The following is a 13,239-nucleotide window of genomic DNA, read 5'->3' on the forward strand; positions in this document are numbered from 1 at the left end:
TTCAATAGGGTTTGCCGATGCCCTGCTGGCGCCACAGTTCAAAAATCGCGCGGCATTTTTCGGCTAAAAAGTCCGGGACGATTTCAATTTTGTCCTGGCCGATGGTTTTCATCTGCTGGGCGGAGATTTCCAGTTCGTTGAAGCCGGCAGCCCGGGCATCGCTAATCCGCGCCCCGAAGACAATTTTGCCGATTCGTGCCCAGTGGGCAATTGAGTAGCACATTGGACAGGGTTCGCAGGTGCAGAACATAACAGCATCGGTCAAATGAATCGTTTTCAACCGGCGACAAGCCTGACGGATGGCATTGACCTCGGCATGGGCGGATGGGTCGTTGTCCTGCCACACGGTGTTGTGCGCAGCGGCGATAATCTGACCGTCTTTAACAATGACGCAGCCAAAAGGTGCCTGACCGGAGTTGATTCCGATGCGGGCTTGTTCAATCGCCCTTTCCATCGCCTCGTAGTCCGATACCCTTTCGCTCATATCACAATTTTCCCGTTACCGGTGGTGGCTATCAATTGTGCAGTTTTCTTTCCTTATTTTTTCGTATAGGTGATTTGCAGTGCTGTCCCTTTATCCTGAGTTGTGACATTTATTGCGACAAACTCCTTTTCATCCGGGCTGGCATACATCAGCATCGTCAGCTCCTGCGTTTCACTGGTGAGCGAAGACTTCCAGCTGGCGAGGGCGTTCTTGTAGAACTGCACAACCTGCGGACGCGGGTCCTGGGTTTCAAATGCCCACATCGTTCCGGCACCATCCTCGGTGTTTGCCTGCCACTTTGCTTTGGCAACGGCATTCGGATAGCGGAGATGCTGGGGCAGGTCCGAGATGTCAACAGTCCCGACATCGGCTTTGACCTTACCACCGCTTGCCTGCTCAATCATCCTTTCGGCAACCTGCTCGGGTGCCTTTTCGCCACATTTCATACATCCGGTATTCGACACCAAAATAAGTGCGAACACCACTGTAGTCAGAACAACTGCATAACGCATGCAACGCCTCCTTATTGTTTGAATTATGTTACTCGATAGATATCACAAGTCAATTTAACCAGACCGCGGACTTTTTCTTGACCGATGGATTTTAGCTTTTATAATCACATTCTTATTTCAATGAAACTCTGGCGCAAACCATTAGATGCGGACCAAAAGAAACCGCCCCGGGGCGTAGTTCACATTTTGGTTGAGCGGTGTAAGGGGTGCGGATTCTGTATTACCTATTGTCCAAAACAGGTGCTTGAAGCATCAACCGATTTCAATCGTCGGGGTTATCACCCACCGGTTGTTAAATACCCGGAGCGCTGTGTTAACTGTGGACTCTGCACCGCAATCTGTGCCGAGTTTGCCATCTGGACAACACCGGCACCGGAAGACGAAAACACCATTTCAGGAGGAAAGGTTGAAAAATAACGGTGTTGTGCTGACCGGCGTGCACTTTCTTGATGGCGACCATGCCTGTGCTGAGGGCGCAATTGCTGCCGGGTGTCGGTTTTTTGCCGGGTATCCAATAACCCCTTCCACTGAAATCGCCGAACGCATCGCCCAGCGTTTTCCTCTGGTGGGCGGTACTTTTATCCAGATGGAGGATGAACTGGCATCAATCGCAGCGGTTTTAGGGGCAGCCTGGGCCGGTACCAAGGCGATGACTGTTACTTCGGGTCCGGGGTTTTCGTTGATGCAGGAGAATATCGGACTCGGGGTGATGACCGAAACGCCTTGCGTGGTGGTTGATGTCCAGCGGGGCGGTCCTTCAACCGGGCTACCTACCTTAACCGGGCAACAGGATATGATGCAAGCCCGCTGGGGTTCGCATGGCGATTATGAGATAATCGCCCTTTCACCCGCCTCACCCCAGGAGTGTTTTGATTTGACGATTACCTGTTTCAATCTTGCCGAGCAGTTTCGGGTGCCGGTCCTGTTTATGATGGACGAATGCGTGGGTCATATGACCGAAAAGGTGGTGATTCCTGAGCCGGAAAAGATAAAGACGGTGCCCAGGCGGTGGTATCGCGGTCCCAAAGAGCAGTATCGACCCTTTAAGCCAGCAGATGATGGGGTACCGATGATGGTACGGGCAGGAAAGGATTATCGGATTCACATTACCGGATTGACGCACGATGAAAGGGGTTATCCGGTGATTAATGCCGAATGCCAGAACTGGTGCGTGACTCATCTGGTTGACAAAATCCGCAAAAACAGTGAAAAGATTATTATGGTTGATGAGTACCAGCTGGAAGATGCCGAGGTGGTGGTGGTCGCTTACGGGATAAGCGCCCGGGTTGCGTTCAAGGCGATTGAAGACGCCCGTGCCCGCGGTGTGAAGGTTGGGATGTTACGGCTGATAACCGTCTGGCCCTTTCCCGAACGCCGGATTAAACAACTGGCGGAGCAAGTAAAGGCGTTTATTATGCCCGAGATAAATCTGGGTCAGGTGTATCTCGAGTTGCAGCGGGTGGTTGCCGACCGCGCCCGGACAAGACATGTTCCCCATTGTGGCGGTTGGGTTCATGACCCGAAAGCCATCTTTGAGGCGATAATGGAGAGTGCCCGATGAGCGAAGCAACTGCCAATATCTTTGGTCTTAACCAGCATCCGCTTGACGACCTGTTGCGGGTGGACCGGATTCCCCATATCTGGTGTCCGACCTGTGGTCTGGGTATTGTTTTGAACTCTTTTTTGACCGCGGTACGGGAAAGTGCTATTCCCCGCGAGGACCTGGTTGTGGTGTCGGGTATCGGTTGCACAGGCCGTGCTGCCGGATATGTGAATCTGGACTCGTTTCATACCACCCATGGCCGGGCGATACCGTTTGCGATTGGCTTAAAACTGGGTAATCCGAAATTAAAAGTGGTGATTATCTCCGGCGATGGCGATTTGGTATCGATTGGTGGTAATCACCTGATTCATGCGGCACGCCGTAATATGGATTTGACGGTCATCTGTGTGAACAACTTCAACTATGCGATGACCGGCGGTCAGTTTGGACCAACCACGCCCCAGGGCGCTAAGTTGACCACGGCACCTTATGGCAGTTTTGAGCACCCGTTTAACATCCCGTTTCTTGTTGACTCCTGCGGCGCAACCTATGTCGCACGCTGGACCGTGCTCCATGTCCGGCAGATGACTCAGGCTTTCAAAGAGGCGCTGATGCACGCCGGGTTCAGTTTTGTTGAGGTGATTTCGCCCTGTCCGACCGTTTATGGCCGGCGCAATCAGTTAGGTTCCGGGCTGGAGATTGTAAAATACTATCAGGAAAAGTCGGTGGTTAAGAACGATATCGACACCCGGGAGTGCGAAATAAACTATCAGGGCCCAATTGTTGTTGGAAGGTTTGTCCAGAAGCGAAAACCCACCTATCTTGAGGCAATGAACGATTTTTTGCGTTCCAGTGTCGGCGAGAAGTTCGTTCCCTATCAAGGACCAATGGAAGATGGAGATTAAACTTTCCGGGTTTGGCGGTCAGGGTATCATAATGATGGGGATGGTTTTAGGCCGGGCTGCTACCCTGTATGATAACAAATATGCGACCCTGACCCAGAGTTTCGGGCCCGAAGCGAGAGGCGGTGCCTGCTCAGCGCAGTTGATTATCTCTGAAGAGCGGGTGCTTTATCCTTATTTAACTGCGCCCGATATTTTAGTGGCGATGTCCCAGGAGGCGTATGAGAAGTTTGAGCCGACATTAAAGGATGGGGGGATTCTCATCTGGGAGGAAAACCTGGTACGCCCTCATAACCATTTTGGTCGGGTTAAAGAGTTTACCATCCCGGCAACGAGGATTGCGGAAGGTCTGGGGAATCGGATGTTTGCCAATATGGTGATGCTCGGGTTTGTGGTCGCGGTGACCGGTGTTGTTCCCAAAGAGGCGCTAATCAAGGCGGTTCAGGACACACTGCCCGCGCGACTGCTTGAGAAAAACCTCGTGGCGCTGGAAAAGGGGTATGAGCTTGGGCAGGAAAAGAAGAAGTCGGTATGAAGGCTAAGGATGGTTTGACTCTTAAAGAGGCGTTGCGCTCAAAAGTGGCGAGCCTGAAAATCAGGGACCGGGAGTTTCAAATCGTATTGGCGCCCGAATCACCCTGTCGAGTTGCCTGTCCGGCTGGTGTTAATGTCAAGGCTTATGTCGGTTTGATTGCCGCGGGCAAGTTTGAGCAGGCGCTGGAGGTGGTACGGCAAACCAATCCTTTACCTGGAATTTGTGGCAGGGTGTGTACCCATCCCTGTGAGCAGGAGTGCCGCCGCGCCGAACTTGATGAACCGGTGGCAATTCGCGCCCTGAAACGATTTATTGCCGATTATGCGGTCAATCAACCCCGGGCGGTATTACCCGCAGATACAGTTAAAAGACCGCAGCGGGTTGCGATAGTTGGTGCCGGTCCCGCCGGTTTGACCGCAGCAAATGACCTAATCCGCTTGGGGTATCAGGTGACGATTTTTGAGGCGCAGGAAAAACCGGGCGGGATGCTCATCTGGGGGATTCCGCCTTTCCGTTTGCCCCGACCAGTGATTGAGCAGGAGATTGATTCGGTTCTTGGTTTAGGGGTGGAACTGTTTACCCGAACCAAAATCGATGAACCGGCACGGCTTCTCAAAGACGGTTTTGCCGCGGTATTTTATGCTCCGGGTTGCCAGAAAAGTTTGACGCTTGGTCGGCCGCTGGAGGATGAACTGTTCGGGGTGATAGATGCCCTTTCCTTTTTGAGAAAGGCGTTTACCGGTGAGATGAAAACTCTGTCCGGTCGGGTTCTGGTGATTGGGGGTGGAAATTCGGCGATTGATGCGGCACGGGTCGCAAAGAGGCTCGGTGCCGAAGAGGTCTGGATTGTTTATCGCCGGACCCGAAGGGAAATGCCGGCTGGTGAAGAGGAACTGTCTGAAGCAGAAGCCGAGAATATCCGCATCGAATATCTTACCCAGCCGGTCGAGTTTATTCATAAAGAAGGAAAGGTTACCGGATTGCGTTGTGTGCGTAATACACTGGGCGCGGCTGATGAGTCGGGCAGAAGAAAACCGGTGCCGATTCCGGGTTCGGAATTTGTAATTAATGCTGATTGGGTTATTACCGCACTGGGTCAGAAGGTGGAGAAGGATATTGACCATTTGCCATCTGGTGTTTTTGTTGGTGGCGATGCCGCAGGCGGTCCGGCAACGGTGATTGACGCCATTGCCAGTGGCCATCGGGGCGCAAGTGCGATTCACAAGTTCATCAGCGGCGCCGAACCAATGACAAAAGTTTCCGAGGTACAACTGGAGATTCAAATGCCGGTGCTAACTGCGGTGCCCAGGAGCCGGGTGCGACCGCGGCAACTGGTACCGGAAAAGCGCAACATTTTTGCCGAGGTGGAGGAACCCTTGACACCAGCAGAGGCGATACAGGAGGCAGAGCGCTGTTTGCGCTGCGGCTTTTGTGGTGAATGTGTTCGGTGCCATCGGACCTGCCCGAAACACCAGGTGGCAATTCGGACTGATGACTTTACTGAAACAACATTTCTCCGAATCCACTCGCTCGAAACAGTTTTTCCTGACGGAGTGGAAGAGCTACCGGTGACGATAAAATTTAATGATGAAAAAGGGGAGCGGTACATCCCGGGCGTAATACAACCTTTGATTGTCAGGGTAGAAAAGGAGTTGTGCCGGGGTTGTGGAAGGTGCGTTGATGCTTGCCCGCACGAGGCGATTACGCGCGAGGAGTGGTATTCTGGTATTCAGGTGGCGGTAGTTGATAGCCGGCGCTGTCGGGGATGTGGCAACTGTTTGACCGTTTGTCCGAGCGGTGCATTGCAGAGTTATCTCAAATTTGTGCCGGTAGGTTATTATAACCAGCGATGAGCCGAAGTTTACCTCCAATCAGAAATTTTGCCTTTGTCTGTGAACGGGTGTCTGTACTGGTGCCGGAAGAGGTTTTGGTAAAAAACGGATTTGGATATCGCACGGTAAACTGCATTGGCCAGGTCGGGACCGGTTCGATTTTACAGGCGTTTGAGTACGGCGCTGACCAGGTTGTTCTATTGGGTTGCCCGGAACAGGAGTGCCGGCATGGGATTGGGGCACAAAATGCCCGAAAACAGGTAGAAACCAGCCGGCAATTACTAAACCTTATGGGGTTTAATCCTGAAGCGGTGCGTTTTGTCCCGGTGTCAGAGCGAAGTGAGCACGATGATTTGTTTAGCGTCCGGTTAGCGAGCAACAGGTCAAGCGGGCAGAAAGTAGCAGTTGGTATCGAACCGGAAAATGATGACAATTTTGCGCCCGCCGGAACAAAGAGACAAACCGATTTTGTCTGTATTGAGTGCGGCAGGTGTAGCGGTGTGTGTCCGGTTGCCCGCACCGGGCTCGGTTTTTCACCCCGGCGGTTGATGCAGAAGGCGGGGACCGAAGATGCACCATTAAAGACCAGGGCTCTTTACGCCTGTCTGGGATGCGATTTGTGTAAAACGGTTTGTCCTTCAGGAAAGAGCATCGCCGAAGAGATATTGCGGTTGCGGGTGATTGCCTTTCAGCAGGGTACGCAGCCTGTAATGGCACACGATGGGGTTGTGCAAACGCTTATCCGGATGATGGCAAAAACAACTTTGCCCCAGAACCGAAGGGAATGGATTAGTTCAGACCTGCGGGTTGCTGATAGAGGGGAAATTGCCCTCTGGACCGGATGCGCGCCTTACTTTGATGTCCTGTTTAAGGAGATGGAAGTGAATCAGGTGGGCACATTGCGCAATGCGGTGCGGATTATGAACCGGCTCGGGATTGAGCCGGTAATTCTGGCGGATGAGCGGTGCTGTGGCCACGATTTGCTATGGCTGGGCGATGTCCGCACCGTAAAGAAACTTGCGCGGCACAATTTAACTCAATTGCAGGATGCCGGGGTAAAAGAGGTTGTTTTTCTGTGTCCGGAATGTTTGCGGACATTCAAACTGGACTACCCGCGACTTGCCGGAACACAGGGTGCGGAGTTGAAATTAAAGCATATCAGTGAGTTTCTTTTTGAACACGGGTTTAAGCCTGCTGGTAATGGAACGCAGATACGGGTAACCTATCATGACCCGTGCCGGTTGAGCCGACATCTTGGGGTCGAAGATGCTCCGCGCCAGTTGATTGGTCAGGTCAATGGGGTTGAGTTGGTTGAGATGGCGCACAATCGCAGCGAGGGTTTGTGTTGTGGTGGGACATCGTGGCTGGAGTGCGGGGCGGCAGTGAAATTGCTGCAAGACCGACGCCTGCAGGAGTGGCAGGCGGTAAAGGCGGAAACTCTCATTACCGGCTGCGGCAAGTGTGAAATTCATCTGCGCTGCGCCCAGATGAGTCGGGGAAATAATAATAAGGCGCAAAAGATTGTTAATCTGATTGATTTTTTTGCAGATAAGGAGTAGAATAGCACGATGAGCCAAGAGACGCGAATCGGCGTGTTTGTCTGCCGCTGCGGCACCAACATCGCCGGCACCGTCAATGTCGAAGCGGTTGCAGATTACGCCCGAACCTTACCCGATGTGGTTTATGCGGTAACCAGCCTTTACAACTGCTCGGAACCAGGACAGAAGGAGATTCAAAAGGCGATTACCGAGTATAAACTCAACCGGGTGGTGGTGGCGGCATGTACACCACGGATGCACGAACCCACTTTTCGTGCCTGTGTGGCACAGGCGGGATTGAACCCCTTTCTGATGGAGATGGTGAACATCCGCGAGGGGTGTTCCTGGGTTCACGCCCTGGAGCCGAAGCGGGCAACGAAAAAGGCGTGCCATCTTGTCCGGATGGCGGTGGCAAAAGCCCGGGCGCTGAAACCGCTCAACCCGCGCCGTTTTCCCTTAAAGGATGCGGTGCTGGTGATTGGCGGCGGTGTTGCCGGTATTCAGGCGAGCCTTGACCTGGCAGATGCGGGTCATCAGGTGTATCTGGTGGAGCGTCAGCCTTCGCTCGGGGGGTTGATGGCGCAGTTGCACAAAACCTATCCGACGATGGACTGTGCGATATGAATACTGGCGCCCAAGATGGCGGATGTCGGTCGGCATCCGAAAATCAAACTCCTGACCCTTGCCGAGGTTAAGGAAGTTGCGGGTCATGTTGGTGACTTTAAGGTAACAGTTCGGCAGAAAGCACGATTTGTTGATGAGCGGGAGTGCACCGCGTGTGGTGATTGCGCCAAGGTTTGCCCGCAACTGGTGCCGGACGAGTTTAACTTAGGGCTGGCGCTAAGGAAGGCGATTTATCAGCCGTTCCCGCAGGCGATTCCGGCGGCATATGTACTTAATCCTGCTGACTGTCTGGGCTTAAATCCAATTGCCTGCGGCAAATGTGCGCAGGCGTGCGAAAAGAAGTGCATCGATTTGAACGCTCAGGATAAAGAGTTGACCTTTGAGGTGGGTGCAATCATCGTTGCCACCGGTATGGAGCCGTTTGACCCATTGTCTCGTACCGAGTTTGGCTATGGCAGGGCAACAAATGTGATTACGGCAATGGAGTTTGAGCGGCTGGCATCGTCTGGCGGACCAACAGGCGGTGAACTCATCCGGTTCAGTGACCGCCGGCGCCCGAACAGTATTGCCTTTATTCAGTGTGTCGGCTCGCGCTGTGCGCAACAGGGCACGCCCTACTGCAGTAACATCTGCTGTATGAACACGATTAAAGACAGTCTGGTGCTCAAGGAGCATTACCCGGATATGGATATCAAGGTTTTCTACATTGACCTGCGTGCCTTCAGCAAAGGGTTTGAGGAGATGCTGTGGCGTTCCAAGCGGCTTGGCGTCAAGTACATCCGCGGGATTCCAGGGGAAGTGGTTGAGGACAAGGAGACCGGGAATTTAAAACTTTATGTGGAAAACACCGAAACCGGCAAGGTTGAGGAACATATTGCAGAAATGGTAGTCCTGGCGACCGGAGTCAAACCCAGGGTTGAGACCAAACCGATTCAGCAACTGATGTCGTTACAACTTCACCCTGAAGGTTTCCTGCTTGAGGCACATCCCAAACTGCAACCGGTTGATTCGCCCGTGCGCGGGGTTTTTTATGCCGGTTGTGCGGAAGGACCAAAGGATGTCAAGGATTCGGTGACACAGGCAAGTGCCGCAGCAGGGCGGGCAGCGCGGCTTCTGGCACAGGGGTCCCTCGCAGCAGAACCAAATACGGTTGAGGTCATTACTGACAGGTGCCGTGCCTGCGGTATGTGCGCGCCGGTCTGTACATTCAAGGCGGTGGAGTGGCAGCGCGGTGCGCCGGCAAAGGCGATTGATGCGGTCTGTGCCGGTTGTGGCAACTGTGCTGCCGAGTGCCGGTTTGAGGCGATTGAGGCGCATCAGTTCACGGACGAACAGATTTTCGCCCAGATTGAGGCGGCGCTGGCAGAAGAGCCCGAGTCGAAAGCGATTGTGTTTGCCTGCCACTGGTGCTCCTATGCGGCAGCGGATACGGTTGGACTGGGCCGGTCTCAATACCCACCAACTCAGGTTTTAATTCGGACGATGTGCAGCGCCCGGGTTGCCGAAAAGTTTGTGCTCAAGGCGTTTGAGCTCGGGGCACCGGTTGTTCTTGTCTCCGGCTGTCACTATGCGGACTGTCACTACCTCAATGCCAATCGGCAAACCCAGCGCCGGGTTGAAAAACTGTGGGACAAACTTGAGGCATGGGGAATCAGACCGGAAAGGTTGCAACTGGAATGGATTTCCGCGGCACAGGCGCCCCGGTTTGTCAAGACTATGGAGGAATTGGAACGGCTCCGGGCAACGGTGACACGAGAAGAGATTGAACAGACAAAGCAGATTCTTGCCAACCCGCCCAAGGTAGCCTTACGGGTTGAGCCCAAGACCGCGGGCGAAATGCCGTTTGTCTGCCTGCGCTGTGGCAAAGAGTCAAAACATCACTGGATACCAAATCAGCCGCAAGAGCGCTCCTGTCCCCATTGCGAAAGCAACAGCCTTCGGTTGCTGTTAATCCATTAACCGCGTCGTTTCATCCTGCTTTTGACAATTTAGAAAACCCATCTTATATTTTCTTGCTTGCGGGCAGCTTAAAATGAAAGGAGTTAATATGAAGGGCAATAAGATAGCCGCAGTCTTTTTGGCGCTCCTTATCCTTGGTTGTAGCAAAGCACCGCATAAGGTGGAAAATAAGGTGGTGGTCACCAAAACCCAAACAACCGAATCCTTACCTGATATCCCCCCAGAACTTAAATATCCTAATGCCAGTGTACTTAACTTTTCCGCCTCAGAAGACGAAAACGGATTTAGCCAGTTTTATATCTTCCGGACAACAGATTCCTTGCCCGTTGTCAAGAAATTTTATGATGAGCGTGTAGAAAACCTGTTTCAGGATGTTGAGTGCAGCAGTTCATTTTCTGACCAGGTAATAGTGAACAGTTATCGGAAAATGAAAGAAGATGAAAAGGTGACTGAAGGGTTGCAATGCATCCTGGTCAAAGAGAAAGATGGTACCCTCGGCACCTTGATATACTGGCAGCGGCAGGACAAAAAGGCTGAACTGTAAAGTAAGAAAGTACTATCTTAACGGGAATAATATAGTAACGACAACGCCCTATAGTAATTTTGCTATCCGTTTTCGGTAACTGTCGGCGAATGCTACCAGGCAAAGATTTTCGTTTATTTGTCAAGCCGCAGGGGGGATTACTCCCTATCTCGCTACCCTTGTTTTGCCTTTCGGTTTGAGCGACACGGTAAACTGTCAGGGTTTAAATGATAGATTCAGGGATATTCAGGCAGCGTTTTTCTTTAGGATTCCTAATGATGACATTATCGCCTTTCTTTTCCATATTTCAATTTTCCTTGACATTAGGATAAGTTTTTGTAATATGCGGCAAATTTTGTGGTATGATACCTACCATAGCCGTTAAATGTCGTCTATCAGCAAGGCGTAGTCAGATAGAAAATTTTGCGTTAGTCAATTTAGAGTTCTGCCCGAATGGGCAGGCACTTGTTCTGATATACGCAGGGTATCGGACAGGGCGTTACAGAGAAGAGCCTGCACGGCAGCATATACCGGCAAGTTTTAGCCTCGTGATTGAGGCTATTTAAAAAGGAGGAGTGGTTATGAGGAAATGGCATAGTCATTTCCCGGTCGGTGTGATTGTGTTTGCCACACTACTGTCGCTAACCTGCCAGCCACCAGCCAACAATCCGCCTACCACACCAGCAACCCCTTCTGGACCAACAACCGGTCAGGTTGGAGTTGCTTACGATTTTAGCAGTTCAAGCACTGACCCGGATGAAGATGGTGTGGCAATCAGGTTTGACTGGGGTAACGGTGTTGTCTCAAACTGGAGTTCGTTTGTTACATCAGGTCAACAGGTGACGATTAGTTATTCATATCAAACCGCTGGTACCTTTAATGTTAGGGCGCAGGCAATGGATGATGACGGCGATACTTCTGACTGGTCAGCCGCACATCAAATTACAATCTCCGCTGGTAGTACCAACAATCCGCCCAACACACCAGCAACCCCTTCAGGACCGGCAACCGGTGAGGTCGGGGTTTCTTACGATTTTGTCAGTTCCAGCACCGACCCGGATGGAGATAGTGTTTCAATCAGGTTTGACTGGGGTGATGGCAATATTTCTAATTGGAGTTCCTATGTCGCAAGTGGGGCTAATGTAACAGCGTCTCATTCCTACTTATCTGTAGGTACTTATAATGTGAAGGCACAGGCAAAGGATATTCACGGCGACACATCCGCCTGGTCTGGTGGACACCAGATAACAATCCAGGCACCGGTTAACAATCCGCCCAATACACCGGCGATTCCTTCAGGACCGGCAACCGGTGAGGTCGGGGTTTCTTACGATTTTGTCAGTTCCAGTACCGACCCGGATGGAGATAGTGTTTCCATCAGGTTTGACTGGGGTAATGGTGTTGTCTCAAACTGGAGTTCGTTTGTTACATCAGGTCAACAGGTGACGATGAGTTACTCCTATCAGACTGCCGGCACCTATTATGTGAAGGCACAGGCAAAGGATGTGCACGGCGACACATCCGCCTGGTCGGGTGGACACCAGATTACCATTTCCAGTGGTGGATATCCGAATCAGATTGTAGCAACAGTTTCGGTTGACCCGAGCCCGGAGGGCTTGGACGCACTGCCCAGTGGCGAATATGTGTATGTAGCAAATTTATACAGTGACGAAGTGTCGGTGATTCGGACTTCGGACAATACGGTTGTTGCAACGGTTGCAGTGGGAGACGGTCCGTACGATGTGGCGGCACTACCCAACGGCGAGTATGTTTATGTGGCGAACTACAACAGCGACAATGTTTCGGTGATTCGGACATCGGACAATACGGTTGTCGCAACGGTTTCGGTCGGTAATGAGCCATACAGTTTAGCAGCATCACCCAATAGCAACTATGTGTATGTGACAAATTTGGGTAGCGACAATGTTTCGGTGATTCGGACATCAGACAATACAGTTGTCGCAACAGTTGGCGCTGGTAGCGACCCGTACGATGTGGCGGTATTGCCCAATGGTGCGTATGTTTATGTGGCAAATTACACAAGCAACAATGTTTCGGTGATTCGTACTTCGGACCATACCGTCGTGGCAACAGTTGCAGTTGGCGGCGGTCCCCGCGGCTTGGCAGCACTGCCCAATGGTGAGTATGTATATGTGGCAAATAACAACCTCGCTCGCGTTTCGGTGATTCGGACTTCGGACAACACAGTTGTCGCAACCGTTTCGGTTGGAACTCGGCCCCTCGGTGTAGCCGTACTACCGAATGGTCAATATGTGTATGTGGCAAATCGGGATGATGATGCTGTTTCGGTGATTCGTACCTCAACTAATACGGTTGTGGAAACCGTTACTGTCGGAGACCAACCGGTAGGTGTGGCGGTGTTGCCCAATGGCAACTTTGTGTATGTGAGTAATTACGGTACCAACGATGTAACTGTACTCGGGCAGTAGTGATATGTTTTCAGCATCTGGGGCGGGGAAAATCCCCGCCCTTATTTTATTTTCATTTCAGGGGCATAAGAGTCGCTAATATCGTCATTAAGACAGCAGTAGATATTGCACTTGATAGGGCTTGGGAAGGGAGTCTGGGGACGGTTCCGGGAGCGGTTCCCAGAACGAATTGGTGACTGGTTAGCCGGTTGAATTAAGGAGTGAAATGGAGGTTGCTTTCCCAAGGGCTAATCCATGGTACCGAATAGCGGATAACCGGCATTGTTTAAGGGTGAAATTGAGGGTTTGTCTGTTAGTTTGTCTATCTCAGGCAGTGTAGCAGGGTTGCTGGACCGGC

The 13,239-nt window shown here is 52.0% G+C and carries 11 protein-coding genes; 9 read left to right on the forward strand and 2 right to left on the reverse strand.

The annotated features are described in order from the left end of the window. Window position 1: 1 nt before the first annotated feature. Window positions 2–454 (reverse strand): nucleoside deaminase, encoded by a 453-nt coding sequence (locus tag HPY86_00345; protein NPV13373.1) that lies wholly within the window; start codon window positions 452–454, stop codon window positions 2–4. An 83-nt stretch (window positions 455–537) separates the two neighbouring features. Next, a complete protein-coding gene (locus HPY86_00350; protein ID NPV13374.1) occupies window positions 538–996 on the reverse strand; it encodes a hypothetical protein in 459 nt (152 codons plus the stop codon). 120 nt (window positions 997–1,116) lie between these two features. On the opposite strand from HPY86_00350, the gene HPY86_00355 reads away from it, so the two are divergent. The 9 genes from HPY86_00355 (at window position 1,117) to HPY86_00395 (ending at window position 12,902) form a co-directional block, all read left to right on the forward strand. Continuing rightward, on the forward strand, window positions 1,117–1,413 hold the full coding sequence (locus HPY86_00355) for a 4Fe-4S dicluster domain-containing protein (protein NPV13375.1): 297 nt from the start codon (window positions 1,117–1,119) through the stop codon (window positions 1,411–1,413). Next, window positions 1,403–2,557 (forward strand): 2-oxoacid:acceptor oxidoreductase subunit alpha, encoded by a 1,155-nt coding sequence (locus HPY86_00360; GenBank protein NPV13376.1) that lies wholly within the window; start codon window positions 1,403–1,405, stop codon window positions 2,555–2,557. Before HPY86_00355 ends, HPY86_00360 begins: the two co-directional genes overlap by 11 nt. Beyond that, window positions 2,554–3,444, forward strand: coding sequence for a 2-oxoacid:ferredoxin oxidoreductase subunit beta (locus tag HPY86_00365; GenBank protein NPV13377.1), 891 nt, complete (start codon window positions 2,554–2,556; stop codon window positions 3,442–3,444). The genes HPY86_00360 and HPY86_00365 overlap by 4 nt, the downstream gene beginning before the upstream one ends. Continuing rightward, entirely contained in the window at window positions 3,434–3,976 is a 543-nt protein-coding gene (locus HPY86_00370) for a pyruvate ferredoxin oxidoreductase (protein ID NPV13378.1), read from the forward strand. The genes HPY86_00365 and HPY86_00370 overlap by 11 nt, the downstream gene beginning before the upstream one ends. After that, window positions 3,973–5,829 carry an FAD-dependent oxidoreductase gene (locus tag HPY86_00375; protein NPV13379.1) on the forward strand — a complete coding sequence of 619 codons (1,857 nt, stop codon included), beginning with the start codon at window positions 3,973–3,975 and terminating at the stop codon, window positions 5,827–5,829. Before HPY86_00370 ends, HPY86_00375 begins: the two co-directional genes overlap by 4 nt. Beyond that, complete coding sequence (locus HPY86_00380) at window positions 5,826–7,367, forward strand: hydrogenase iron-sulfur subunit (protein NPV13380.1); 1,542 nt, start codon at window positions 5,826–5,828, stop codon at window positions 7,365–7,367. Before HPY86_00375 ends, HPY86_00380 begins: the two co-directional genes overlap by 4 nt. A gap of 9 nt (window positions 7,368–7,376) precedes the next feature. Then, complete coding sequence (locus tag HPY86_00385) at window positions 7,377–9,929, forward strand: hydrogenase iron-sulfur subunit (protein ID NPV13381.1); 2,553 nt, start codon at window positions 7,377–7,379, stop codon at window positions 9,927–9,929. A gap of 88 nt (window positions 9,930–10,017) precedes the next feature. Further along, window positions 10,018–10,473 carry a hypothetical protein gene (locus HPY86_00390; protein ID NPV13382.1) on the forward strand — a complete coding sequence of 152 codons (456 nt, stop codon included), beginning with the start codon at window positions 10,018–10,020 and terminating at the stop codon, window positions 10,471–10,473. A 560-nt stretch (window positions 10,474–11,033) separates the two neighbouring features. Beyond that, a complete protein-coding gene (locus HPY86_00395) occupies window positions 11,034–12,902 on the forward strand; it encodes a beta-propeller fold lactonase family protein (protein ID NPV13383.1) in 1,869 nt (622 codons plus the stop codon). Window positions 12,903–13,239: the final 337 nt, after the last annotated feature.

The sequence above is a fragment of the candidate division WOR-3 bacterium genome (genome assembly GCA_013177935.1).
Lineage (GTDB): Bacteria > Hydrothermota > Tepidihabitantia > Tepidihabitantales > Tepidihabitantaceae > Tepidihabitans.

Bases quoted from the DNA above. Each gene is read 5' to 3' on its own strand.
- HPY86_00380 (NPV13380.1), top strand. From the start codon at position 5,826: ATGAGCCGAAGTTTACCTCCAATCAGAAATTTTGCCTTTGTCTGTGAA.
- HPY86_00355 (NPV13375.1), top strand. From the start codon at position 1,117: ATGAAACTCTGGCGCAAACCATTAGATGCGGACCAAAAGAAACCGCCC.
- HPY86_00365 (NPV13377.1), top strand. From the start codon at position 2,554: ATGAGCGAAGCAACTGCCAATATCTTTGGTCTTAACCAGCATCCGCTT.
- HPY86_00370 (NPV13378.1), top strand. From the start codon at position 3,434: ATGGAGATTAAACTTTCCGGGTTTGGCGGTCAGGGTATCATAATGATG.
- HPY86_00350 (NPV13374.1), bottom strand. From the start codon at position 996: ATGCGTTATGCAGTTGTTCTGACTACAGTGGTGTTCGCACTTATTTTG.
- HPY86_00395 (NPV13383.1), top strand. From the start codon at position 11,034: ATGAGGAAATGGCATAGTCATTTCCCGGTCGGTGTGATTGTGTTTGCC.
- HPY86_00345 (NPV13373.1), bottom strand. From the start codon at position 454: ATGGAAAGGGCGATTGAACAAGCCCGCATCGGAATCAACTCCGGTCAG.
- HPY86_00390 (NPV13382.1), top strand. From the start codon at position 10,018: ATGAAGGGCAATAAGATAGCCGCAGTCTTTTTGGCGCTCCTTATCCTT.
- HPY86_00375 (NPV13379.1), top strand. From the start codon at position 3,973: ATGAAGGCTAAGGATGGTTTGACTCTTAAAGAGGCGTTGCGCTCAAAA.